Annotated in this window: 22 protein-coding genes and 3 pseudogenes; 16 read left to right on the forward strand and 9 right to left on the reverse strand. The window is 69.2% G+C overall.

Going from position 1 to position 22,955, the window contains the following annotated elements; genetic code table 11:
* Positions 1–2: 2 nt before the first annotated feature.
* The 4 genes from J2X41_RS08230 to J2X41_RS08245 all read right to left on the reverse strand — a co-directional run bounded on the left by J2X41_RS08230 (position 3) and on the right by J2X41_RS08245 (position 4,151).
* Complete coding sequence (locus J2X41_RS08230; RefSeq protein ID WP_310081253.1) at positions 3–800, reverse strand: response regulator; 798 nt, start codon at positions 798–800, stop codon at positions 3–5.
* Positions 801–897: 97 nt separating this feature from the next.
* Positions 898–2,022 carry a hypothetical protein gene (locus tag J2X41_RS08235; protein ID WP_310081107.1) on the reverse strand — a complete coding sequence of 375 codons (1,125 nt, stop codon included), beginning with the start codon at positions 2,020–2,022 and terminating at the stop codon, positions 898–900.
* A gap of 115 nt (positions 2,023–2,137) precedes the next feature.
* Positions 2,138–3,424, reverse strand: coding sequence for an adenylosuccinate synthase (locus J2X41_RS08240; protein WP_310081108.1), 1,287 nt, complete (start codon positions 3,422–3,424; stop codon positions 2,138–2,140).
* Between the two features lie 118 nt (positions 3,425–3,542).
* Entirely contained in the window at positions 3,543–4,151 is a 609-nt protein-coding gene (locus J2X41_RS08245; protein ID WP_404979898.1) for an acyloxyacyl hydrolase, read from the reverse strand.
* A gap of 99 nt (positions 4,152–4,250) precedes the next feature.
* Here J2X41_RS08245 and J2X41_RS08250 point away from each other — a divergent pair, with 99 nt between their 5' ends.
* From J2X41_RS08250 to J2X41_RS08270, 5 genes and pseudogenes are all read left to right on the forward strand, one after another.
* The gene (locus J2X41_RS08250) at positions 4,251–5,228 is read left to right on the forward strand and encodes a threonine/serine dehydratase (RefSeq protein ID WP_310081109.1); all 978 of its coding nucleotides are present in this window, start codon (positions 4,251–4,253) and stop codon (positions 5,226–5,228) included.
* Between the two features lie 236 nt (positions 5,229–5,464).
* A complete protein-coding gene (locus J2X41_RS08255; protein ID WP_310081110.1) occupies positions 5,465–7,120 on the forward strand; it encodes a M28 family metallopeptidase in 1,656 nt (551 codons plus the stop codon).
* A 177-nt stretch (positions 7,121–7,297) separates the two neighbouring features.
* On the forward strand, positions 7,298–8,686 hold the full coding sequence (locus J2X41_RS08260) for an L-serine ammonia-lyase (RefSeq protein WP_310081111.1): 1,389 nt from the start codon (positions 7,298–7,300) through the stop codon (positions 8,684–8,686).
* A 155-nt stretch (positions 8,687–8,841) separates the two neighbouring features.
* Positions 8,842–9,664 (forward strand): annotated as a pseudogene (locus tag J2X41_RS08265) (DUF72 domain-containing protein).
* 61 nt (positions 9,665–9,725) lie between these two features.
* Positions 9,726–9,845: pseudogene (locus J2X41_RS08270) on the forward strand (hypothetical protein); the annotation flags it as partial.
* On the opposite strand, the gene J2X41_RS08275 reads toward J2X41_RS08270, so the two are convergent.
* Positions 9,794–10,819, reverse strand: coding sequence for an NAD-dependent epimerase/dehydratase family protein (locus J2X41_RS08275; RefSeq protein WP_404979899.1), 1,026 nt, complete (start codon positions 10,817–10,819; stop codon positions 9,794–9,796). The pseudogene J2X41_RS08270 and the gene J2X41_RS08275 overlap by 52 nt on opposite strands.
* 103 nt (positions 10,820–10,922) lie before the next feature.
* Between J2X41_RS08275 and J2X41_RS08280 the strand changes: the two genes are divergently transcribed.
* From J2X41_RS08280 to yihA, 10 genes are all read left to right on the forward strand, one after another.
* On the forward strand, positions 10,923–11,816 hold the full coding sequence (locus J2X41_RS08280) for a LysR family transcriptional regulator (protein WP_310081112.1): 894 nt from the start codon (positions 10,923–10,925) through the stop codon (positions 11,814–11,816).
* Between the two features lie 101 nt (positions 11,817–11,917).
* The gene (locus J2X41_RS08285) at positions 11,918–12,238 is read left to right on the forward strand and encodes a hypothetical protein (protein WP_310081113.1); all 321 of its coding nucleotides are present in this window, start codon (positions 11,918–11,920) and stop codon (positions 12,236–12,238) included.
* Between the two features lie 79 nt (positions 12,239–12,317).
* Positions 12,318–13,712, forward strand: a complete 1,395-nt coding sequence (locus J2X41_RS08290) for an NAD(P)-binding domain-containing protein (RefSeq protein WP_310081115.1) — start codon at positions 12,318–12,320, stop codon at positions 13,710–13,712.
* Between the two features lie 51 nt (positions 13,713–13,763).
* Complete coding sequence (locus J2X41_RS08295; RefSeq protein ID WP_310081117.1) at positions 13,764–14,405, forward strand: TetR/AcrR family transcriptional regulator; 642 nt, start codon at positions 13,764–13,766, stop codon at positions 14,403–14,405.
* Between the two features lie 140 nt (positions 14,406–14,545).
* On the forward strand, positions 14,546–15,607 hold the full coding sequence (locus J2X41_RS08305; RefSeq protein WP_310081118.1) for an alpha/beta hydrolase: 1,062 nt from the start codon (positions 14,546–14,548) through the stop codon (positions 15,605–15,607).
* A 111-nt stretch (positions 15,608–15,718) separates the two neighbouring features.
* On the forward strand, positions 15,719–16,702 hold the full coding sequence (locus tag J2X41_RS08310; RefSeq protein WP_310081119.1) for an NADPH:quinone oxidoreductase family protein: 984 nt from the start codon (positions 15,719–15,721) through the stop codon (positions 16,700–16,702).
* 239 nt (positions 16,703–16,941) lie between these two features.
* A complete protein-coding gene (gene rpmH / locus J2X41_RS08315; RefSeq protein ID WP_012284717.1) occupies positions 16,942–17,076 on the forward strand; it encodes a 50S ribosomal protein L34 in 135 nt (44 codons plus the stop codon).
* Positions 17,077–17,199: 123 nt separating this feature from the next.
* Complete coding sequence (rnpA, locus tag J2X41_RS08320) at positions 17,200–17,607, forward strand: ribonuclease P protein component (RefSeq protein ID WP_404979906.1); 408 nt, start codon at positions 17,200–17,202, stop codon at positions 17,605–17,607.
* A gap of 9 nt (positions 17,608–17,616) precedes the next feature.
* Positions 17,617–19,509 carry a membrane protein insertase YidC gene (gene yidC / locus J2X41_RS08325; protein WP_310081121.1) on the forward strand — a complete coding sequence of 631 codons (1,893 nt, stop codon included), beginning with the start codon at positions 17,617–17,619 and terminating at the stop codon, positions 19,507–19,509.
* Positions 19,509–20,165: a ribosome biogenesis GTP-binding protein YihA/YsxC gene (yihA, locus tag J2X41_RS08330; protein ID WP_310081122.1), complete on the forward strand. Its 657-nt coding sequence runs from the start codon at positions 19,509–19,511 to the stop codon at positions 20,163–20,165. The genes yidC and yihA overlap by 1 nt, the downstream gene beginning before the upstream one ends.
* A 5-nt stretch (positions 20,166–20,170) precedes the next feature.
* On the opposite strand, the pseudogene J2X41_RS08335 reads toward yihA, so the two are convergent.
* A pseudogene (locus tag J2X41_RS08335) lies at positions 20,171–20,278 on the reverse strand (hypothetical protein); the annotation flags it as partial.
* 91 nt (positions 20,279–20,369) lie between these two features.
* On the opposite strand from J2X41_RS08335, the gene J2X41_RS08340 reads away from it, so the two are divergent.
* Entirely contained in the window at positions 20,370–20,867 is a 498-nt protein-coding gene (locus J2X41_RS08340) for an ASCH/PUA domain-containing protein (RefSeq protein WP_310081123.1), read from the forward strand.
* A gap of 76 nt (positions 20,868–20,943) precedes the next feature.
* Here the strand turns inward: J2X41_RS08340 and J2X41_RS08345 are convergent, their stop codons facing one another.
* The 3 genes from J2X41_RS08345 to cydB form a co-directional block, all read right to left on the reverse strand.
* A complete protein-coding gene (locus J2X41_RS08345; RefSeq protein WP_310081255.1) occupies positions 20,944–21,399 on the reverse strand; it encodes a chemotaxis protein CheW in 456 nt (151 codons plus the stop codon).
* A gap of 271 nt (positions 21,400–21,670) precedes the next feature.
* The gene (gene cydX, locus J2X41_RS08350; protein WP_035071806.1) at positions 21,671–21,790 is read right to left on the reverse strand and encodes a cytochrome bd-I oxidase subunit CydX; all 120 of its coding nucleotides are present in this window, start codon (positions 21,788–21,790) and stop codon (positions 21,671–21,673) included.
* Positions 21,791–21,801: 11 nt separating this feature from the next.
* Positions 21,802–22,947, reverse strand: a complete 1,146-nt coding sequence (gene cydB / locus J2X41_RS08355; RefSeq protein ID WP_310081124.1) for a cytochrome d ubiquinol oxidase subunit II — start codon at positions 22,945–22,947, stop codon at positions 21,802–21,804.
* Positions 22,948–22,955 lie beyond the last annotated feature (8 nt).

Consider the following 22,955-nt stretch of genomic DNA (forward strand, 5'->3'; position numbering starts at 1 on the left):
GGTCAGGCCGCGCCGCGGCCGCCGTTGTCGTCCTCGACCAGGAAGCCCATCAGGCCGTCGATGCGCTTGACCAGCTCGGTGCGGGCCATGCCGCCGGCCGTGCAGGCCTCCAGGGCGGTGGCGGCCTCGACCAGGCGGGCGTCCTTGATCGCTTCGCCGACCTTCTTCAGCTCGACCGCCTGGGCGGTCAGGGCGCGCCGGGCCTGGGCCGGGTCGCTGTCCAGGGCCTGGGCGGCCGACCTGACGATCCGCAGGGCCTGGGACAGGCGGGCGGCGGGCGCGCCGCTGGCGTCGGCCTTGCGCTTGCGCGGGCCCTTGTATTCGGCCGAGTTGAAGCGGCGGCGATCGGGCCCGACATATTGCACGGCCTCGACCCAGTCGCGCGGCTTCAGGGTCACCGCCTCGAGCCGGCGCTCCAGGTCCTTGATCGTGAACGGCTTGCGCATGAACTCGTGGATGCCCGCGTCGCGGGCCCCGAAGATCGCCTCGGCCGTGGCCTCGGCGGTGCACATGATGATCGGGTTCTCGCGGCAGGCCAGGTCGCTGCGGCGGATCTTGCGGGCCAGGGCCTGGCCGTCGCAGCCGCTGGAGGCGTGCTCGACGAACACCAGCATCGGGTCCACCGTGCGGGCCATGCCCCAGCCGGCCTCGATCGAAGGGGCGTGGAAGATCTGGACATTGCCGACATGGCGCAACTGGTCGGCGAGCAGGCGCACGGCCGCGGTGTTCGGGTCGACGATCAGCACGCGCTGCATCTTCGCCGCGATACGCTGCAAGGTGCGGATGTTGCCGTCGAACACGTGACCCGGAAGCTCCAACAATGACTCGCCCGCAGACTAGCCGAGCGATGGTAAAAATCAGCTTAGTTTGCGCCCGTTGCGACAGAAAGTCCCGGATTCAGGCCGCCAGGCTGGCGCTCAGGCCCGCGTCGAAGTCCTGCAGCAGGTCGATCGCGTCCTCGATGTCGGCGACCAGGGGCGCGCTGGCCGGAAAGCGGTAGCGCCAGAAGCTGGCGATGTGGGCGACCACCCCGACCTTCTCGCCCAGCGACAGGAACATGTCCGGGGCGCGCAGCAGGAATTCGCGGAACGCCTGGGGTCGGCCGTTGTCGATCAGGTCGTCGAACGCTCGGTCGTACACATCCAGGGCCCGCATGATCGCCTGGCGTTCGACCAGTATGCCGCGGCGCAGGCGCTTGCGGGTGTCGTCCAGGAAGCGCTGGGTGGCCACGTCGCGATTGCCGGTGATCGTCAGCCGCATGATCTCGCCGCCCACGGTGTCCAGCTCGGCCCACAGCCGGGTCAGCATCCACTTGTAGTAGAGGAAGCCCTTCCAGCTGAAGACGCCCTCCTTGAAGCTCTCGCCGTCCATGACCAGGGTCTCGCGCAGCGGCTCCAGCCGCTCGTCGACGTCGGTCGACAGCAAGGCCTCGACCAGGCGGGCGGCGTAGGCGCCCGGCACGGCGCGGCCGGCGTCGCGATAGGCCAGGTCGATCAGCAGCGAGATCTGGGTCGAGACGAAGCTCTGCATCTGCTCCATGTCGGCGGTCGACAAGGCGAAATAGCTGGAGGCCACCGACAGGCCGTGGCGGCGCAGGTGCTCGCGCAGCAGGAACGGGTCCAGGGATGGCAGCTGGTCGATCAGGCGCAGGGTCGCCAGGTCGCGCGCCATGTCGCTGTGTTCGTTGCAGGCCTCGCGCAGCAGGTCCACCCAGCCGCGCTGGCCGACGAAGAACGACTGGCCGCCCAGGCCCAGGTCGCTGCGCTCGAACGGGATGATGATCTTGGTGGCGTTAGGGCGGATCTCGTCGAACAGGAAGACGTCGTCGACCCGCAGGCGGTGCTTGACCACCAGGGCGGTGTTGAGGATGCGGTTGCGGAACAGCGGCGCCTCGCCGTGTTCGGGCCGGTGACCGCTGCGGGCCTCGATGGCCAGCAGGTTCAGGACGCGGCTGGTCGAGGCCTCGCGGTCAAGCGCCCGCAGGCTGCGCGTCAGGCGATCGGCCTTGTTGGCGGACTTCATCAGGCGACGCGCAACGGCCAATGACGGCGAACCTCCCCGGGGAAGCCGCCGTCATAGGCCTTGGCCTGCTAAGCAATCGCTAACTGGACCGTAAATCCGTTGTGGAGATAGCGCTTCAGCCCTGGAACGGATCGCGCATCAGGATGGTGTCGTCGCGCTCGGGGCTGGTCGACAGCAGGGCCACCGGGGCGCCGATCAGCTCCTCGACGCGGCGCACGTACTTGATGGCGTTGGCGTTGAGGTCCTTGAACGAGCGGGCGCCGGCGGTGCTTTCACTCCAGCCTTCCAGTTCCTCGTAGATCGGCTGGGCGGCCTTCTGGTCGCGCATGCCGGCCGGCAGGTAGTCGACCACCTTGTCGCCGATGCGATAGCCGACGCAGATCTTCAGGGTCTTCAGGCCATCCAGCACGTCCAGCTTGGTCAGGGCCACGCCGTGGATGCCGTTGATGGCCACCGACTGGCGCACCAGCACCGCGTCGAACCAGCCGCAGCGACGGGCCCGGCCGGTATTGACCCCGACCTCGCGGCCCACGGTCGACAGGTGCTTGCCGACCTCATCATCGAGTTCGGCCGCGAACGGCCCTTCGCCCACCCGGGTGGTGTAGGCCTTGACGATGCCCAGCACGTAGCCGGTCGCCGAGGGGCCCATGCCCGAGCCCGCCGAGGCCTGGCCGGCCACCGTGTTGGACGAGGTGACGAACGGATAGGTGCCGTGGTCGACGTCGAGCAGGGCGCCTTGGGCCCCCTCGAACAGGATCCTGCGGCCGTCCTTGTAGGCCTTGTCCAGCAGCCGCCAGGCCGGCTGGGCGTAGGCCAGCACCCGGGGCGCGAGTTCCATCAAGGCGTCGAACAGCTCGGTCGCGTCGGCTTCCGGCAGGTTCAGGCCGCGACGCAGGGCGCCATGGTGGGCCAGCAGGCGCTCGATCTTCGGCTTCAGGGCTTCAGGATCGGCCAGGTCGGCGACGCGGATGGCCCGGCGGCCGACCTTGTCCTCGTAGGCCGGGCCGATGCCGCGGCCGGTGGTGCCGATCTTCTGGGTCGAGGCGGCCTCGCGGGCCTGGTCCAGGTCCTTGTGCAGCGGCAGGATCAGGCAGGCGTTGTCGGCCAGCACCAGCAGTTCGGGCGTGATGGCCACGCCCTGCTCGGCGATCTTGTCGATCTCGGACAGCAGGTGCCAGGGATCGACGACCACGCCGTTGCCGATGACGGAGAGCTTGCCTTGCACGACGCCCGACGGCAGCAGGGCCAGCTTGTAGACCTTGCCGTCAACCACCAGGGTGTGACCGGCGTTGTGGCCGCCCTGGAAGCGAACGACGACGTCGGCCCGGTTGCTGAGCCAGTCGACGATCTTGCCCTTGCCCTCGTCGCCCCACTGGGCGCCGACAACGGTCACATTGGCCATGTTCAGATATGCCTTATCACCTGCCGAAAAGCGCCCGCGGCCCTTCGACAGGACTCGGCGGCGGACGTTTCATCTGTTGTGATCGGCGTGACGGCCCGCCAGAAGGGGGCCGCCCGGTTCAGAACTTGTAGACCAGCCGGACCCCGGCGTCGTCAAGCCCCTGGTTCTTGCCCTGGTGGAAGATCTGGCCGTTCGACAGGTGGGTGTAGCTGAGCTCGGCCGACCAGCTGTCGCTGAGATCGTAGCCCAGGGCCAGTTCCGGCTCGAACAGCACCTTCGAGCCGAAGTCGATGCGGTGGTAGTAGAGATAGGTGCGGCGAGCGCGTTCCTCGTCGCTGATGTTCGGGGCGTTGGCCGGCGGCAGCTGGGTTTCGCCATCTGTATAGGCCAGGCCCATGCCCGGACGCAGGTAGAAGCCGCCCGGCTGGCCCAGCTCGATCCGCCAGTCGAAGCCGGCGGCCACGAAGTTGGAAGTGTTCTCGCTGTTGATCGAGACCATGGCGTGGACCTGGGGCTTGCCCAGCCAGCGCAGGTTCTCAAGGCGGTTGGTGCGGTAGCCGAGGTGGACGTCGACCCCGTCCTCGCGGCCGGCGGCGCCCAGGCCGACGGCGTCGCCGATGAAAGTCACGTCGTGCTTGTAGACGCCGACGAAGGCTTCGCCGGCCAGGGCCGGCGCGGCGACGGCCACGGCGGCGCAGGCCGCGGCGGCGAACAGAGCTTTCTTCACGGTGTATTCCCCAGCGGTCTTGACGGTCCTCTTATGGCTTGAACGGCGCCGCTCGCAAAGGGTTTCGGCGACGCTTGCCGGACGATAGACCTAGGCGCCATGACCATCGCCTTTTCCGACATCAAAGCCGCCGCCGCCCGCCTCGAAGGCCAGGCCGTTCGCACCCAGCTGATCGAGAGCCCGGCGTTGAACCGGCGGCTCGGCGGCCGGGTGCTGATCAAGCCCGAAACCCTGCAGCGGGCCGGGGCCTTCAAGTTCCGCGGCGCCTACAACCGCCTGTCCCAGCTGAACGACGACGAGCGGCGGCGCGGCGTCGTGGCCTTCTCGTCGGGCAACCACGCCCAGGGCGTGGCCCTGGCGGCCCAGCTGCTGGGCTGCCCGGCCCTGATCGTCATGCCGAACGACTCCCCGGCGGTGAAGGTCGAGGGCACGCGCGGCTTCGGGGCCGAGATCCGCTTCTACGATCGCTTCACCGAGGACCGCGTCGCCATCGCCGACCAGATCGCCGCCGAGCGGGGTTGCGTGGTCGTGCCGTCCTATGACGACCCGCACATCATCGCCGGCCAGGGCACGGTGGGGCTCGAGATCGTCGAACAGGCCCGCGAGCGGGGCGTGACGTTGGACAAGGTGCTCAGCCCCGTCGGCGGCGGCGGGCTGATCGCCGGGGTCTCGACGGCGGTCAAGGCGCTGTCGCCGGCCACGCAGGTCTGGGGCGCCGAGCCGGCCGGCTTCGACGAGACCCGCCGCTCCCTGGCCTCCGGCCAGCGCGAGACCATCGATCCGGACGCCCGCTCGATCTGCGACGCCCTGCTGACCCCGATCCCCGGCGAGCTGACCTGGCCGATCAACAGCAAGACCCTATCGGGGATCGTCGCGGTCACCGACGCCGAGGTGGCGCAGGCCATGCGCTACGCCTTCTCGGTGCTGAAGCTGGTGGTCGAACCCGGCGGCTGCGTGGCCCTGGCCGCGGCCCTGGCCGGAAAGGTCGATTTGAAGGGCAAGACGGCGGCCATCGTCTGCTCGGGCGGCAATGTGGACCCGGCGCTGTATGCGCGGGTGCTGGGCGGGGAGATTTAGACCGAGCCCGTTCAAATTCACTGCCGTCATTCCGGGCCTTGTGCCCGGAACCCCTGGTTCAGCTGACGGTGAAACCAAATGGCGCGCCGGCGCGCCACACCTCTGCACCTGCGGCGGACAGAGGGGTCCCGGGCACAAGGCCCGGGATGACGGTGATGGGTATGGCTAGCCGCCGCTCCGCACTCCCGCTAGGGTCCCGCCCCAACGACAAAGATCTGCTCCAAAGAGTGACAACGATGAAACGCCTGCTGCTCGCGACCGCCCTGATCGCCGCTCCCATGCTGGCTCACGCGGCGGACGCGCCCAAGATCGACCCCGCCCGATTGTCCGCCCACATCAAGGTTCTGTCGTCCGACGACTTCGAGGGCCGCGGCCCGGCCACGGCCGGCGAGACCAAGTCGGTCGACTATATCGTCGGCCAGATGAAGGCCATCGGCCTGGAGCCGGCGGGCGATCCGAAGGCGGACGGAAGCCGCGCCTGGACCCAGGACGTGCCCTTGGCCAAGTTCGACATCAAGGGCCCGGTCGCGGCCCAGTTCACGGTCGGCGGCAAGGCCGTCCCCCTGGCCCAGGGCGAGCAGATCGCCATCCGCGCGGCCATGACCAATGTCGACCAAGTCGCCATCAAGGACGCCCCGATCGTCTTCGTCGGCTACGGCGTCAAGGCGCCGGAACGAAACTGGGACGACTTCAAGGGCCTGGACCTGAAGGGCAAGGTGCTGGTCGTGCTGATCAACGATCCCGACTTCGAGACGGGGTCCGGCGACTTCGGCGGCAAGGCCATGACCTATTACGGCCGCTGGACCTACAAGTTCGAGGAGGCCGCCCGCCAGGGGGCGGCGGGCGTGCTGATCGTCCACGAGACCGCCCCGGCCTCGTACGGCTGGGCCACGGTCAAGAACTCCAACACCAACACCATGTTCGACATCGTCCGCAAGGATCCGGCCAAGAGCCATCCCAGCCTGGAATCCTGGATCCAGCGCGACGTGGCCGTCGAGCTGTTCAAGTCGGCCGGCCTGGACTTCGACGCGCTGAAGACCCAGGCCCAGAGCCGCGACTTCAAACCGGTGGAGCTGAAGGGCGCGACCTTCTCGGCCCACTACGCCGTCGACCACGCGGTGATCGTCTCCAAGAACATCGCCGGCCGGATCAAGGGGATGGCCCGCCCGGACGAGACGGTGATCTACAGCGCCCACTGGGACCACCTGGGCGTCGGCCAGCCGGACGCCAGGGGCGACAGGATCTACAACGGCGCGATCGACAACGCCGACGGCGTCGCCGCCATCCTGGAACTGGCCCGAGCCTTCAAGAGCCAGCCGGCCCCGCAGCGCTCGATCCTGTTCCTGGCCGTCACCGCCGAGGAACGCGGCCTGCTGGGCTCGGAATACTACGCGGCCAACCCGCTGTTCCCGCTGTCCAAGACCGTGGGCGACCTGAACATCGACGCCTTGTCGGCCGCCGGCCCGGCCAAGGACATCACCACCTCGGGCGACGGAAAGGTCGACCTGCAGGACCTGCTGGTCGCCAAGGCCAAGGCCCACGGCCGCTACTTCACGCCCGACCCGTCGCCCCAGGCCGGCCACTTCTACCGCTCGGACCACTTCCCGTTCGCCAAGCGCGGCGTGCCGGCCATCTCGGTCGGCTCGGGCGAGGACCTGGTCAACGGCGGCAAGGAAGCCGGCCAGAAGGCGGAGGAGGACTACACCGCCAACCGCTACCACCAGCCAGCCGACGAGTGGCGCGCCGACTGGGACCTGAGCGGCCAGGCCCAGGACATCGGGCTGTTCTACGAGATCGGCGCCGACCTCGCCAATTCGAACACCTGGCCGCAATGGCAGGCGGGCTCGGAGTTCAAGGCGCTGCGCGACCAGACCAAGGGCGACCGGAAGTAGCCAATTCCTATCGTTGTCATCCCGGAAGCGCGTAGCGCTGTCCGGGACCCAGGGGAACCGCAAGGCATCAGCCCAGTCCCCTGGGTCCCGGACAGCCTCTGCGAGGCTTCCGGGATGACAACGATTTATGCTTATCCAAGAGCGCTCACTCCTCGCCGGGTTGAGCGAGGTATCTGAATGACAGCCTCCGTCTTCGACCTGTTCAAGCTGGGCGTCGGCCCGTCGAGCAGCCACACCATGGGGCCGATGACGGCCGCGGGGCTGTTCGTCGGTCGGCTGCGCGACGCCGGCGGGTTGGCGCAGGTCGCCCGGGTCGAGACGCGGCTCTACGCCTCCCTGGCCCTGACCGGGCGCGGCCACGCCACCGACCGGGCGGTCATCCTGGGCCTGATGGGCTTTCTGCCGGCGGAGCTCGACCCCGACACCGGAGAGGCGGCCCTGCTGGAGACCAAGGCTACGCAGTCGCTGAAGCTGGGCGGCGAGGTCGACATCGTCTTCGACGAGGCGCGCGACATCGTCTGGGCCGGCCATGAGCGCCTGCCCCAGCACCCTAACGGGCTGACCTTCACCGCCTATGACGCCGCCGGCGCCGTGCTGGCCGAGCGCACCTATTTCTCGATCGGCGGCGGCTTCGTGCGCGACGAGAGCGAGATGGGCCGCAACACCCCGCCGGACGAGGGCCCTCAGGTCCCCCACCCGTTCGAGAGCGGCGCCGACCTGCTGCAACGCGCCGCCGACGCCGGCCTGTCGATCGCCGGGGTAATGGGCGCCAACGAGCTGGCGCGGATGGACGCGGCCGAACTCGACGCCGGCCTCGACCGGATCTTCGCGGCCATGGAAGCCTGCATCGACCGCGGCATGCGCGAGACCGGCACCCTGCCCGGCGGCCTGGCGGTCAAGCGCCGGGCCCGGCAGATCCACCAGACCATCCAGGGCCGGATGGAGCGCCAGATCAGCGACCCGCTGGCGGCCATGGACTATGTCAACCTGTGGGCCATGGCGGTCAACGAGGAGAACGCGGCCGGCGGCCGGGTGGTCACCGCCCCGACCAACGGCGCGGCCGGCCTGATCCCGGCGGTGCTGCGCTTCTACCACCGCTTTCACCAGGGCACGCCGCAGGGGGTGCGAGTGTTCCTGCTGACGGCGGCGGCGATCGGCGCGCTCTACAAGCGCAACGCCTCGATCAGCGGGGCCGAGGTTGGCTGCCAGGGCGAGGTGGGCGTGGCCTGCTCGATGGCGGCGGCGGGCCTGTGCGCGGCGCTGGGCGGGACCAACGACCAGATCGAGAACGCCGCCGAGATCGGCATGGAGCACAATCTGGGCCTGACCTGCGACCCGATCGGCGGCCTGGTCCAGATCCCCTGCATCGAGCGCAACGCCATGGGCGCGATCAAGGCCATCGACGCCGCCCGCCTGGCCCTGCTGGGCGACGGCCAGCACTCGGTGTCGCTGGACAAGGTGATCGCCACCATGAAGCGCACCGGCGAGGACATGAGCGAGATCTACAAGGAGACCTCGCTGGGCGGATTGGCGGTGGGGCTGTCGGTGAACCGGGTGGAGTGCTGAGGGGTTGGACACAGCCAGGCCCTCCCCCTGTGGGGGAGGCGGCCGAAGGCCGGTGGGGGAGTTTTAGGGTCGACGATCCAGGACCCCGCCATCTGCCGATCACTCCCCCCACCGTCGGCTGCGCCGCCACCTCCCCCACAGGGGGAGGATCTGAAATCCCTCTTGCCGAAGATCCAAACCCTGACCTAGGGTGCGCCACAAGAACAGGAAGGGAACACTTGCATGCCCGGGACCATTCGCGCCGGCATCGGCGGCTGGACGTACGAGCCCTGGCGGGGCGGGCCTTTCTATCCCGACGATCTCAAGCAGAAGGACGAGCTGAAGTACGCCAGCCGGCACGTCACCAGCATCGAGATCAACGGCACCTACTATTCCACCTTCAAGCCCAACAGCTGGCAGAAGTGGCGCGATGAGACGCCCGACGACTTCGTGTTCTCGGTCAAGGCCAGCCGGTTCTGCACCAACCGCCGCGTGTTGTCCGAGAACAACGACTCGATGGAGAAATTCCTGGCTCAGGGGCTGGAGGAGCTCGGCCCGAAGCTGGGCCCCATCAACTGGCAGTTCATGGCCACCAAGAAGTTCGACCCCGTCGACTTCGAGGGCTTCCTCAAGTTGCTGCCCAGGGAGATCGGCGGCCGGCCGGCCCGCCACGCGCTGGAGGTCCGCAGCCCGACCTTCGCCACCCAGCAGTTCTACGACCTGGCCGCCCAGTACGGCGCGGCCATCGTCTACGCGGTCGACGACGAGGAGCCGACGTGGCCCTGCATCGACGCGCCGACCGCCGACTTCACCTATGCCCGCCTGATGTCCAGCAAGCCCGACGAGCCCACCGGCATGACCTCGGACGAACTGGACGCCATCGCCAAGCAGACGCGGGACTGGGCTAAACGCGGCGACGTCTTCGCCTACTTCATCGCCGGGGCGAAGGTGCGCAATCCCGCCGCCGCCATGGCGCTGATCGAGAAGCTGAAGAAATAGCCCCCGCCGAGACCCTCTCCCGGAGGGGAGAGGGAGGGGCCCACGCTGAAAGCGTGGGAGGGTGAGGGGTCACGCCCTCACCGTTTTCTCACGACGCCCTGCCGGCACGCCGTCTGACGTCTAAACCCCTCACCCTCCCACCGCTTCGCGGCGGGCCCCGCCCTCTCCCGCTGGGAGAGGGTGCGAAACCGGCAGACACCCCAGCCCCCGCAGGCTGGCCGCCACCGCCGCGTCCAGCGGGGTGTGCGGAACCTCGCCCAGGAACGTCCGGAGCTTGCGGTCGTCCAGGGCCAGGGGCTCGCGCCACAGGTAGCGCATCTCGGCCATCTCGCGGAACAGCGGCACGACCGGCGACAGCGCCATGACGAGCCACCAGGGAAAGCCCACGACCGGCAGCCGGGGCTGGTCCGTCACGCGCCGCACCGAAGCCGCCATCTCGCCCCAGGCCAGGTGATGCCCCCCGAAGTGGAAGACCTCGAAGGCCGAGAGGCGATCGGCCTGGTCCAGCAGCCGGGCCATGGTCTCGGCCAGATCCGGCAGATAGGCCCAGGCGTGGGCGACGCCCCGGGTGGAGGGCTCGGTCACCGACTTCAGCGCCGCGCCCGGCTTGATCACAGCCTGGCCGAACCAGGTGTTGCCGGCGTGCGGGCCGAAGAAGTCACCGGCTCGAACGATCAGCACTGGCGCCCCCTCGGCCGAGGCCGCCTTCAGCCGGCGCTCCATCTCCACCCGAATCTTGCCCTTGCGGGTAGTCGGGGCCTGCGGCGCGGTCTCGTCGATCCGCGGGAGGGTCTCCAGGCCGAAATTGTAGACCGTGCCCGGCAGCAGGATCCGCGCGCCCTCGGCCTTGGCGGCGGCGATGGTGCTGTCCAGCATCGGCAGGACCAGCTTGCCCCAGTTGCGGTAGCCGGGCGGGTTGGCGGCGTGGACGATCAACTGGACGCCCCGGGCGGCGCGGGCCACGTCGGCGGCGACCATGGCGTCGCCCTCGATCCAGTCGATCCCCGCCCCCTTTGCGGTTTTTGGAGCCGGCTGGGCGCGGCGGGTCAGGGCGCGGACGGTCCAGCCATGGCGGACCAGGGCCGAGGCGGCTTCGCCGCCGATGCCGCCGGTCGCGCCGATCACCAGGGCGATACGTTGTGTGGTCGAGGTCATGTCGGTCTCCGTCGATCCCGCGAGGGGCTTGATGACGGCAAGATGGCCGGTCGCCAGCCAAACGAGAATTGACGAACCGTCTTGATCTGCCATGCATGAATGCATGAGCGATCCGGACTGGAGCCTGTACCGCGCCTTCCTGGCGGTGATGACTGAGGGCAGCCTGTCGGCCGCCGCCCGGGCCCTGGGCCTGACCCAGCCGACCCTGGGCCGGCAGGTGGCCGAACTGGAGCGCGCCCTGGGTGTGGCCCTGTTCACCCGCTCGCCCCAGGGCCTGAAGCCCACCGACGCCGCGCTGGACCTGCGGCCGCACGCCCAGGCCATGGCCGGGGCGGCCAGCGCCCTGGTTCGCGCCGCGTCCGGCGCCGGCGACACCGCCCGCGGCGTGGTGCGCCTGACCGCCAGCGAGATCATCGGCGCCGAGGTGCTGCCCACTATTCTGGCCGACTTCCGTCCCAAACATCCTGGCGTGGCCGTCGAGCTGTCGCTGGACAACCAGCAGCAGGACCTGCTGCGCGGCGCGGCCGACATCGCCGTGCGCATGGTCCGCCCCACCCAGGACGCCCTGGTCGCCCGGCGGCTGGCCGACACCCACCTGGGGCTCTACGCCCACCGCCGCTATGTGGAAGCCGAGGGGGCGCCCGCCACCCTCGACGCCCTGCCCGACCATGCGGTGATCGGCTTCGACAAGGGCACGCCGTTCCTGCGCGGCCTGGTCCAGCGCGTGCCGCTGCCGCCCCAGGGCTTCGCCTTCCGGGCCGACAGCGACCTGGCCCAGCTGGCCGCCGTGCGAGCGGGCTTCGGGATCGGCTTCATTCAGCACGGGGTGGCTCGCCGCGATCCCGACCTGGTCCCGGTCTGTCCCGGCCAGATCGGTTTCGAGCTGCCGGTCTGGCTGGTCATGCACGAGGACCTGCGCGCGACGTTGCGGATGCGGGCGATGTTCGACCACCTGGCCGACGGGCTGGACGCCTTCCTGGCGACGTCGCAGCCGTGAGCGCGGCTGGGGACAGGCGCATGCCCCTGTCCCTATTGGGAGCGCGGCCCCAAAAACGTGGTTAACCGAACCTCAACGCGGTCCTGCTAGAACCCCTCCCCATGCGCCGCGTCTTCGCCTGCCTGCTGATCCTCGCCGCCCTGGCCGGCTCGGCCACGGCCCAGACGGCCAAGCCGACGCGGGTCGTCCCCTCGACGGCGAGCCGCGCCCCGGCCCCGGACGACACCCCGGCCCTGCCGCCGCCGCTGATCCCGCTGACCGGCGCCGCCCAGGCCCGCGACCCGGACCAGTGCCGATCGTCCTGCAACCGCACCTACTTCTTCTGCCGGGCCAACGGCGACGACGACAGCTGCCCAACCCAGTGGATGCAGTGCAAGTCGCGCTGCACGGCCACCTATTCACCGCGGCCGCTCGGCAACTGAACGCGCCGGCTCAGACGGTTTGACGGCAGGCATAACGCTGATACGTTCACCTGAACAACGATAAGTCAGGGAGGAGGCGATGACCTCCGCTACGCCATCCGCACGGCTTCCCAAGGCCTGCATCATCGGCGCGGGCTGCAGCGGCTTCACCACCGCCAAGCGGCTGAAGGACGCCGGCGTCCCCTATGACTGCTTCGAGGCCTCCGACGACATCGGCGGCAACTGGTACTACAAGAACCCCAACGGGCTGTCGGCCTGCTACGAGAGCCTGCACATCGACACCTCCAAGTGGCGGCTGGCCTTCGAGGACTTCCCGGTCCCGCCCGACTGGCCCGACTTCCCGCACCACAGCCAGGTCCTGGCCTACTTCAAGGCCTATGTCGCCCATTTCGGCCTGCGCGAGACCATCACCTTCAACACCAAGGTGCTGCGCGCCGAACGCGCGACCGACGGCCTGTGGTCGGTGACCCTGTCGACCGGCGAGACCCGGCTCTATGACGTGCTGATCGTCGCCAACGGCCACCACTGGGACCCGCGCGTTCCCGAGTACCCCGGAACCTTCGACGGCGTCGCCTTCCACGCCCACGCCTATAGTGACCCGTTCGACCCGGTCGACATGCGCGGCAAGACGGTGGTGGTGGTCGGCATGGGCAATTCGGCCATGGACATCGCCAGCGAGCTGGCTCAGCGCCCGATCGCCGGCAAGCTGATCGTCTCGGCCCGGCGCGGGGTCTGGGTCTTCCCCAAATACCTGAACGGCAAGCCGCTGGACAAATCCGCCATGCCGCCGTGGATGCCGCGCCGGCTGGGCCTGAAGATCGTCCGCGCGCTGGTCCGCAAGCACCTGGGCCGGATGGAGGACTACGGCCTGCCCAGGCCCGACCACCAGCCGCTGGAGGCCCACCCCTCGGTCAGCGGCGAGTTCCTGACCCGGGCCGGCTGCGGCGACATCGCCTTCAAGCCGGCGATCAAGGCGCTGGAGGGGCGCGAGGTCCGCTTCGCCGACGACAGCGTCGAGGCCGTCGACGTGATCGTGTTCGCCACCGGCTACAGGATCAGCTTCCCGTTCCTGGACGATCCCAGCCTGGTTCCCGACGCCGACCACCGCCTGCCGCTGTTCAAGCGGATGATGAAGCCCGGCGTACCCGACCTCTTCTACATGGGCTTGGCCCAAGCCCTGCCGACCCTGGTCAATTTCGCCGAGCAGCAGTCCAAGCTGGTCGCCGCCTACCTGACCGGCCGCTACGCCCCGCCGCCCGTCGCCGAAATGCGGCGCATCACCGCCAAGGACGAGGAGCGCCACACCGGCCACTATTACGCCTCGGCCCGCCACACCATCCAGGTCGACTTCGGGGTCTATTGCGCCGACCTGAACAAGGAGATCGCCGCCGGCGAGAAGCGGGCGCGAGCGGCGGGCGGGGCCCTGCCCGTGCCGGCCCGCGCGCCGCACGCCTTGCCACTGGCGGCGGAATGAGGCTGAAATCATGACGGGGCGTCATCCGCGCCTCGCCACGAGTCGCGTCCGATGTCGAACATCGCCTATTTCCCGGTCCGTCCGTCTGCGGAGGACAACCGCCCCGGCAAGCGCGAGCGTACCAAGGTGGCCAACCGCCAGGCGATCCTCGACGCGGCGCGGGCGGTGTTCGGCGAGCTGGGCTACGAGGCCGCCACGGTGCGCGACATCATCCGCCGTACCGGCTTGGCCTCGGGCACCTTCTACAACTACTACAAGTCCAAGGAAGAGGTGTTCGACGCCCTGGCCGACGACGGCGCGCGGCGCTTCCGGCCGATCCTGCGCGCCGAGTCCGACAGGGCGGTCGACTTCGAGAGCTTCCTGCGCGGCGCGATCCGGGCCTATTTCGACTTCCTGGCGGCCGAGCACGAGAGCTGGCGGATCAACCGGCCGGCCGGCGAGGTCTTTCCCCACGCCCGCGCCACGCCCGAGATCGTCGCGGTGTTCGACGAGGTTCGCGCGGCCTTCGCCAAGGTGCTGGCGCACGACCACGCCCCCGCCGTGGACCTCGACTATTTCACCGCCGCCTGCATCGCCGTGGCCCGCGAGATCGGCGACAAGATGCTGGAGCGTCGGCCGGTCGACGTCGACGGCGCCGCCGATTTCGCCGTCCGGATGATCCTGGGCGGCCTGCCCGCCCTGCCGCGTCCCTGAAGCCTTTCCTGGTCCGAAATCCTCGTCCTTCGACAGGCTCAGGATGAGGATTTCTACCGAAGCGCCCGATCAGTAGCCCTCATCCTGAGCCTGTCGAAGGACGAGGGCGGCCCGCCAATCTTCAAGAAGAGAGCCCCCGAATGGCCGACCCCGCCGTCCAGAAGTTCATCCTCAAGGCGCTGATGTCGCTGCCCAGTCCGGTGCTGCGGGCGATGTCGGGCGGCGGGACGGTCTATCGCGGCGGCCGGACCCTGGATCCGCGCTTCCAGTTCCTGGCGGCGGCGGCGGCCAAGATGCCGTCGATGACCACCCTGTCGCCGGACGAGGCCCGCGCCGCCAGCGCCAAGGGCCTGGCGGCCATGAGCGGTCCGGCCGAGCCCGGCGTGCGCAACGAGAGCCTGTCGATCGACGGCCAGGACGGCCCGATCCGACTGCGCGCCTACCGTCCCGCCGACCAGGACGGCGCCGCCCCGCTGATCGTCTTCGCCCACTTCGGCGGCGGGGTGATCGGCGACCTGGAGACCTGCCACGCCTTCTGCGGCATCCTGGCCCGCATCGCCCGCACGGCGGTGCTGTCGGTCGACTACCGCCTGGCCCCCGACCATCGCTTCCCGGCCGGGCTGGACGACGTTCTGGCCGCCTTCCGCTGGGGCCGCGACAACGCCGCCCGCTTCGGGGCCTTGCCCGGGACGGCGGCGATCGGCGGCGACTCGATGGGCGGCAACTTCGCCGCCGTCGTCGCCCAGGAGATGAAGCGGACGGGCGAGGCCCAGCCGGCCCTGCAGCTGCTGATCTATCCCGCCGTCGACGTGGCCAGCGAGACGCCGTCGATGACGACCTACGCCGACGCCTATCCGCTGAGCCGGCCGATCATGGACTGGTTCATGGGCCACTATATCGGCGCCGACGCCGACCCGGCCGATCCGCGCCTGTCGCCCGACCGGACCGCCGACCTGTCGGACCTGGCGCCCGCCGTGGTGGTCACCGCCGGCTTCGACCCACTGGTCGACCAGGGCGAGGCCTACGCCAAGCGCCTGATCGCGGCGGGCGTGGCGACCACCTACCGTTGCTACGACAGTCTGGCCCATGGGTTCACGGCGTTCACCGGAGCCGTGCCGGCGGCCGACGCGGCCTGCCGGGAGATCGCGCGGCTGGTGCGAGCGGCCTTGGAGACTTCTTCTCCGTTGTCATCCCGGGCGTAGCGAAGCGAAGGCCGGGGATCAAGGTGAACCGCACCGCCTTCGCCCAGTCCCCTGGGTCCCGGACAGCCTCTGCGAGGCTTCCGGGATGACAACCATCGTGCGGATGGATTGATGCGCGCCCTCGTCGTCGAGACCCTGGCCCCCGACTTCGCCGGCTGCGCCGTCCGCGAGGTCCCCACGCCGCAGCCGGGCCCCGGCCAGGTGCTGGTCCGCGTGCGGGCCGCCAGCGTCAACTTCCCCGACCTGCTGATGACCCGGGGCGAATACCAGTTCAAGCCGCCCCTGCCCTTCACCCCGGGCCTGGACGTGTCCGGCGAGGTCGCGGCGCTGGGCGAGGGCGCCACGGGTTGGAGCGTCGGCGAGGCCGTGGTCGGCGGGGCGCGGCTGGGCGGGTTCGCGGAGTATGCGGTGCTGGCGGCCGAGGCCCTCAAGCCCAAGCCCGCGCGGCTGTCGTTCGGCGAGGCCGCCGCCTATGGCGCGGCCTATCTGACAGCCTATGTCGCCCTGGTCCGGCGGGCGCGGCTGGAGCCCGGCGAATGGGTGCTGGTGCACGGCGCCGCCGGCGGCGTCGGCCTGGCGGCGGTCGACCTGGCCAAGGCCCTGGGCGCGCGGGTGATCGCCGCCTCGGCTTCGGACGCCAAGCTGGCGGAGGTGCAGCGCCTCTACGCCCCCGACGCCGTGGTCAACGTCACCGGCGGCTTCCGCGAGCGGGTCAAGGCGATCACCGGCGGCCGCGGGGCCGACGTGATCTATGACCCAGTCGGCGGCGACGTGTTCGACGAGAGCGTCCGCTGCATCGCCTTCGACGGCCGGCTGCTGGTGGTCGGCTTCACCTCGGGCCGCATCCCGACCGTCTCGGTCAACCTGCCGCTGATCAAGGGCTTCTCGGTGATGGGCGTACGGGCCGGCGAGTACGGGCGGCAGTTTCCGGAGAAGGGCCGCGAGAATGCGCAGGCGGTGTGGCGGATGGCCGACGAGGGCGTGATCTCGCCGCACGTCCATGCGGAATTGCCGCTGGACCGCTGGCGCGAGGCGTTCGAGCTGTTGGCTGGACGCAAGGTGGTGGGCAAGGCGGTCCTTCGGCCGGACCTTTAGCGGCTAGCACTTGCCCCCTCCGGGCCTGCGGCCCTCCTCCCCCAAAGGGGGAAGAGCTTCGCGCGATGAGCTCCGCCCCCTATGGGGGCGGACAGGCGGCGAAGCCGCCAGGTGGGGGCAAGTTCGCGCAACCCATTGCCGTGACTCATGTTGACAGCGCCCGCCCCTTCCCTTATCCACCGCCCCTCACTCGCGGCGGCCCTCCGGCTTCCGCGTCCCATTATTATCGGAGCCACCTCGTGAAGCGGACATTCCAGCCGTCGAAGCTCGTGCGAGCCCGCCGTCACGGCTACCGCGCGCGTATGGCCACCAAGAACGGCCAGAAGATCGTCGCGCGTCGCCGCGCCAAGGGCCGTAAGCGCCTGACGGCCTAACAGCCTTTCTCCCGCTTGTTGCGGGAACAAGACCATGATGGAAGCCGTCCTTTCCTCGAACCGGGCCCAGCGCCCGCGCCGGAAAGGGCGGCTTTTTTCATGACCGAGACCCCGGTTGCGCCCATGAAGATCGAGCGCCTGAAGAAGCGTCCCGACTTCCTGAAGGCCGCCAAGGCGCCCAACCTGGCGCGCGGGGCGGTGTTCATGCAGATGCGCCCGCGCCACGACGACGACCCGCTGATCCGGGTCGGATTCACCGCCACCAAGAAGATCGGCGGCTCGGTCGAACGAAATCGCGCCAAAAGACGCCTGCGCGAGGCCGCCAGGCTGCTTCTCCCCCTTCATGGCCGCCCCTGTTGCGACTATGTGTTCATCGCCCGCGGCGGAACTGGCCAGCGGGACTGGGGGCGTTTGCTTGACGATGTCAAAACCGCGCTGATAAGCCTCGCCGCCGACCTCGATCGCGCGGGCCCGGGCGCGACGCCCGTACCGCACGCCCCCGCCGCGTCCGATTCCTCCGTTTCTGGTTAAGTCCAACCCATGCAGAACGACTCCAACAAAAACACGCTGATGTTCCTCGTCTGCGCGTTTGCGATCCTGATCGGCTACCAGTTCCTGGTGCTGGGTCCGCAGCAGAAGCAGCGCGAGGCCGAGCTTCGCGCCAAGAGGGCCGCCGAGGCCCAGGTCGCCGCCCAGCCGGGCATGACCCTCGGCGCGGACGGCACGCCCCAGCCGCTGAAGCTGTCGCGCGACGAGGCCAAGGCCCAGAGCCCGCGCATCGCCGTCGACACCCCGGCCCTGTCGGGCTCGATCGCCCTGAAGGGCGCGCGCATCGACGACCTGTGGCTCAAGCGCTTCACCCAGACGGCCGACAAGAACTCGCCGCCGGTCGAGCTGTTCCGCCCCGAGGGCGCCGAGCACGCCTGGTTCGCCGACTTCGGCTGGGCCGGGATCGCCGGCATGAGCGGCCTGCCCACACCCCAGACCGTGTGGACGGCCGCGCCCGGCCAAGTGCTGCGCCCGACCACCCCGGTCGTCCTGACCTATGACAACGGCCAGGGCCTGGTGTTCACCCGCACCATCTCGGTCGACGCCGACGCCATGTTCACGGTCGCCGACACCGTCCGCAACCAGGGCGGCGCGGCCGTGGCCCTGGCCCCCTACGCCTCGGTCCAGCGCCAGGGCATCCCGACCGAAGGCCCGCACGGCCTGGGCAAGACCCAGATCGTCTACGAGGGCGGCATCGGCGTGCTGGGCGGCATCGACGGCGTCAAGGACGGCAAGTACCTGCTGCAGAACCAGGCCAAGTACCCCAAGTGGAAGAAGGACAAGCCGCTCCAGGACAACCTGGAATCCAAGGGCGGCTGGATCGGCATGACCGACAAGTACTGGCTGGCGGCCCTAGTTCCCCAGCAGTCGGAGATGATCAAGGGCCGCTTCCAGGTGAAGCCGGTCAGCGGCGTCGACGTCTACGAGTCGGCCTTCACCGGTTCGCCGCGGTCGCTGGCGGCCGGCGCCACGATTACCAACACCACCCGCCTGTTCGCCGGCGCCAAGACCGTGCCGCTGCTGACCCGCTACGAATACGGCGGCAAGCCGGTGGTCTGGTGGCAGTTCTGGAACCGCCCGACCGCCGCCATCCCCAGCTTCGACAAGGCCGTCGACTGGGGGATGTTCGAGGTCATCACCCGGCCGATCTTCAACGTGCTGGAGATCTTCTACAAGCTGGTCGGCAACTTCGGCGTGGCCATCATGCTGCTGACCGTGACCCTGAAGCTGATCCTCTTCCCGCTGGCCGACAAGAGCTACGAGTCGATGGCGAAGATGAAGAAGATCGCCCCCGAGGTCGAGAAGCTGAAGGCCAAGTTCAAGGACGATCCGGCCAAGCAGCAGCAGGAGATGATGGGCCTGTACGCCAAGGAGAAGATCAACCCGATGATGGGCTGCGTGCCCATGCTGATCCAGATCCCGATCTTCTACTCGCTGTACAAGGTGTTGACGGTGACCATCGAGATGCGGCACGCGCCGTTCTTCGGCTGGATCACCGACCTCTCGGCCCGCGACCCGTCGACCTTCATGAACCTGTTCGGCCTGATCCACTGGGATCCGGCGACCGCCCCGATGATCGGCGCCTTCCTGTCGGGGCCCCTGCACATCGGCGTCTGGCCGCTGCTGTACGGCTTCACCATGTGGCTGACCACGGCGATGAACCCGCCGGCCGGCGATCCGCTGCAGCAGAAGATCTTCCAGCTGTTCCCGATCGTCTTCACCTTCACCCTGTCGCAGTTCGCCGTGGGCCTGGTGATCTACTGGTGCTGGAGCAACGTGCTGACCATCATCCAGCAGTACATCATCATGCACCGCTACAAGGTCGAGAACCCGATCGACAAGCTGATCGCCCGCTTCAGCGGCAAGTCCGTCGGGGCTACCTGATGAACGAGCTGGGTATGGACGAGCTGGGTTACGGCGAAGAGGAGATCGAGGCCGCCCGCGTGCTGTTCGCCCAGCCGGCGACCTTCATGATGGGCGCGGTCAAGATGGACGGCATGCCCGCCCCGACCCTGCCGGAAGTGGCCTTCGCCGGCCGCTCCAACGTCGGCAAGTCCAGCCTGATCAACGGGCTGGTCGGGCAGAACCACCTGGCGCGCGCCTCCAACTCGCCGGGCCGCACGCGGGAGGTCAACTTCTTCGTGCTGGCCGAGAAGCTGCGCCTGGTCGACCTGCCGGGCTACGGCTTCGCGCGGGTGTCCAAGAGCATCGCCGACAAGTTCCAGGACCTGGGCCGCGCCTATCTGCGCGGCCGGGTGAACCTCAAGCGCGTCTACCTGCTGATCGACGCCCGCCACGGCCTGAAGTCGGTGGACGCCGAGGCCCTGGACGCCTTGGACATCGCGGCGGTCTCCTACCAGATCGTCCTGACCAAGGCCGACAAGATCAAGCAGTCCGAGCTGGACGCCACGGTCGACAGGACCCTCAAGGCCATCGCCAAGCGGCCTGCCGCCTTCCCGAAGGTCCTGGCGACCTCGTCGGAGAAGGGCTACGGCCTGCCCGAGCTGCGCGCCGAGATCGCCCGGACGTGTCTTTCGTAACTGTACCGCTGTGTGTCCTTCGAGGCCCGCTTCGCGGGCGCCTCAGGATGAGGAGCGTTGTTGCTGAATCCCTCATCCTGAGGTGCGCAGCGAAGCGAAGCCTCGAAGGACGCAAGACCTCCACAAGATCGTTCCCACGCCTTAACCTTCCGGCCAGATCCGTCGGCTAAGGCCACGCCTCCCGTTTTTCGAAGAAGTCCTCTCATGACCCGTCACGAACTGAAGACCTGGCCGCAGTATTTCGCCGCCGTGCGCTCGGGCAAGAAGCGCTTCGAGATCCGCCGCAACGACCGCGAGTTCGCGGTGGGCGACGTGCTGGTGCTGCGCGAGTTCGATCCGGACCAGGACGCCTATACCGGCCAGGTCGAGGAGCGGCAGATCACCTTTCTGCTGTCGGAGGAGGACTACGGCGTCATCCACGGCTTCGTGGCCATCGGCTTCGGCGAGGTGGTCCACCACGGCGACATGCCGGCCGACGGCGCCCTGACGGCGGCGCAGCTGGCCCACTGGCACGAGACGACCTCCAACAACGCCGCCCTGCGCGCCCAGGACGCCCGCAAGGTGGCCCAGAGCTACGCCGCCCCGACCACCGGCCGCGCCGCCATGCCGGTCGCCGCCGACCGCCACAGCGCCGTGGCCGCCGCCGCCGAGGCCGAGGCCGCCTTCCACGCCGCGGCCGCGAAGATCGTGCGGGGCAAGTAAGCGACCCTCAGACGCTGGAATCAAAAAGGGCGGGTCTTGAGACCCGCCCTTTTTCGTTTCGCGATGAGGTGAGGCCTTACGCCGCCTGGCTGACCTGGGCCGGGAAGACGTCGTCCATGCGCAGATAGGTGATCAGGCGGCTGTCCAGCGAGATGATCGCCTGGATGAAGCGCAGCTCATCGGTCCCCAGGTCCGGGGTCGGCTGCAGGTGGTCGCGCGACACGGTGAAGGTCTCGCTGACCGCGTCGACCAGGATGCCGGCCAGGCGGTCCTGGCACTCGACCACGACGATGACGTGGCGGGTCTCGGGGACGGTGACGCCCAGGCCCAGGCGGTTGCGCAGGTCGATGACCGGCATGATCGCGCCCCGCAGGTTGATCACGCCCTTCAGATAGGTCGGGGCGTGCGGGATCGGGGTCGCCGGGGTCCAGCCGCGGATCTCGCGGACCGTCTTGACGTCGATGCAGAACTCCTGCTCGCCGATGCAGAACGAGATCAGCTCCAGGGCGGGTTCGGCGTGGTCGGTCATGATCGGGTCCCGAGGGTCGAAAGTCTTCGCGGCGAAGGCCGAAAACCGGCTTTCGCGTCGTCCGCCACAAGAGCCCGACCGCCGTTTAATAACGGTTAATGCGGCGCTTACGGCACGGCGTCGAATTGTCGCGTGGGCTGGTGACGCCCCCTGTGGGGGAGGTGTCGGCGAAGCCGACGGAGGGGGGAGTGATCGGCAGGCGGCTTCACCCTGGATCGACGATCCGACAACTCCCCCCACCGGCCTTCGGCCGCCTCCCCCCACAGGGGGAGGATCAAGGCTCCGACGCCCCCACGTCGCCCTCGTCGGTCAGGTTGAACTCGTACCAGACGCCGTTCAGCACGCCGAAAGCGACCGCCAGGCCCAGGCCCAGCACCCAGGTGAAATACCACATGGCTCAACTCCTCAGTACAGGGCCGGGTCGGTCTTCAGCGCCGCCGTGCTGGTCCGGCCCCACAGGACCTTGAACACCCAGGCGGTGTAGAGCAGCACGACCGGCATCAGCACGACCGTGACGATCAGCATGATGAACAGGGTCAGGTGGCTGGACGAGGCGTTCCACACCGTCAGGCTCGAGCGCGGGTCGATCGTGCTGGGCAGGATGAACGGGAACATCGACAGGCCGACCGTGGCCACGATCCCGGCCGCCGAGGCCGACGAGCCGCCGAACGCCAGGACCGCCGAACGCCGCCACAGGCCCAGCAGGGCCAGCAGAGCGCCGCCAAAGCCCATCACTGGCGCGACCAGCATCCAGGGATGGCGGCCGAAGTTGTCGAACCAGGCGCCCGGCGCGACGACGGTCGCCGTCCGCAGCGGATTGGACGGTGCCGCAGGGTCGAACGCGCCTTCGATGCGGAAGCCCAGGCGCGTGGCCAGCAGGCCGCCGGCCAGGAACAGCGCCAAGGTAGCGATCCCCGCCGCCGTGCCGAACCTGCGCGCCCGGTCCTGGACCGCGCCGCCCGCCTCGGCCTTGATCCCCAGCCAGGCCGCGCCGTGCAGCACCAGCATGGCCACCGACAGCAAGCCGCAGACCAGGGTGAAGGGGGTGAACAGGCCGAAGAAGACGCCGTGATAGGTGGCGCGCAGGTCGCCATCCAGCTTGAACGGCGCGCCCTGCAGCACGTTGCCCACCGCCACGCCGAACACCAGCACCGGCACCAGGCCGCCGGCGAAAAGCGCCCAGTCCCAGAACGTCCGCCAGCGCGCGTCCGGCCGCTTGGACCGGTACTTGAAGCCGACCGGCCGCAGGATCATCGCCACCAACACGGCGAAGACCGCCAGGTAGAAGCCCGAGAAGCTGACCCCGTAGACCAGCGGCCAGGCCGCGAAGATCGAGGCCCCGCCGGTGATGAACCACACCTGGCTGCCCTCCCAGGTGGCGCCGACGGTGTTGATCACCATGCGCCGCTCCTCGTCGGTGCGGGCGACGAAGGGCAGCAGGGCGCCCACGCCCATGTCGTAGCCGTCGGTCAGGGCGAAACCGATCAGCAGCACGCCCAGCAGGCCCCACCAGATGATGCGCAGGGTCGGATAGTCGAGGGGAAGGTCCATGGATCCGA

The organism is Caulobacter sp. BE254 (assembly GCF_031457295.1).
Lineage (GTDB): Bacteria > Pseudomonadota > Alphaproteobacteria > Caulobacterales > Caulobacteraceae > Caulobacter.

Excerpts from the sequence above, each read along its gene's own strand:
- J2X41_RS08250 (WP_310081109.1), top strand. The coding sequence starts at position 4,251 with ATGACCATCGCCTTTTCCGACATCAAAGCCGCCGCCGCCCGCCTCGAA.
- J2X41_RS08260 (WP_310081111.1), top strand. The coding sequence starts at position 7,298 with ATGACAGCCTCCGTCTTCGACCTGTTCAAGCTGGGCGTCGGCCCGTCG.
- J2X41_RS08275 (WP_404979899.1), bottom strand. The coding sequence starts at position 10,819 with ATGACCTCGACCACACAACGTATCGCCCTGGTGATCGGCGCGACCGGC.
- J2X41_RS08295 (WP_310081117.1), top strand. The coding sequence starts at position 13,764 with ATGTCGAACATCGCCTATTTCCCGGTCCGTCCGTCTGCGGAGGACAAC.
- J2X41_RS08290 (WP_310081115.1), top strand. The coding sequence starts at position 12,318 with ATGACCTCCGCTACGCCATCCGCACGGCTTCCCAAGGCCTGCATCATC.
- J2X41_RS08240 (WP_310081108.1), bottom strand. The coding sequence starts at position 3,424 with ATGGCCAATGTGACCGTTGTCGGCGCCCAGTGGGGCGACGAGGGCAAG.
- yihA (WP_310081122.1), top strand. The coding sequence starts at position 19,509 with ATGAACGAGCTGGGTATGGACGAGCTGGGTTACGGCGAAGAGGAGATC.
- J2X41_RS08255 (WP_310081110.1), top strand. The coding sequence starts at position 5,465 with ATGAAACGCCTGCTGCTCGCGACCGCCCTGATCGCCGCTCCCATGCTG.
- J2X41_RS08305 (WP_310081118.1), top strand. The coding sequence starts at position 14,546 with ATGGCCGACCCCGCCGTCCAGAAGTTCATCCTCAAGGCGCTGATGTCG.
- J2X41_RS08310 (WP_310081119.1), top strand. The coding sequence starts at position 15,719 with ATGCGCGCCCTCGTCGTCGAGACCCTGGCCCCCGACTTCGCCGGCTGC.
- J2X41_RS08285 (WP_310081113.1), top strand. The coding sequence starts at position 11,918 with ATGCGCCGCGTCTTCGCCTGCCTGCTGATCCTCGCCGCCCTGGCCGGC.
- cydX (WP_035071806.1), bottom strand. The coding sequence starts at position 21,790 with ATGTGGTATTTCACCTGGGTGCTGGGCCTGGGCCTGGCGGTCGCTTTC.
- J2X41_RS08340 (WP_310081123.1), top strand. The coding sequence starts at position 20,370 with ATGACCCGTCACGAACTGAAGACCTGGCCGCAGTATTTCGCCGCCGTG.
- cydB (WP_310081124.1), bottom strand. The coding sequence starts at position 22,947 with ATGGACCTTCCCCTCGACTATCCGACCCTGCGCATCATCTGGTGGGGC.
- J2X41_RS08280 (WP_310081112.1), top strand. The coding sequence starts at position 10,923 with ATGAGCGATCCGGACTGGAGCCTGTACCGCGCCTTCCTGGCGGTGATG.
- rnpA (WP_404979906.1), top strand. The coding sequence starts at position 17,200 with ATGAAGATCGAGCGCCTGAAGAAGCGTCCCGACTTCCTGAAGGCCGCC.
- J2X41_RS08235 (WP_310081107.1), bottom strand. The coding sequence starts at position 2,022 with ATGAAGTCCGCCAACAAGGCCGATCGCCTGACGCGCAGCCTGCGGGCG.
- yidC (WP_310081121.1), top strand. The coding sequence starts at position 17,617 with ATGCAGAACGACTCCAACAAAAACACGCTGATGTTCCTCGTCTGCGCG.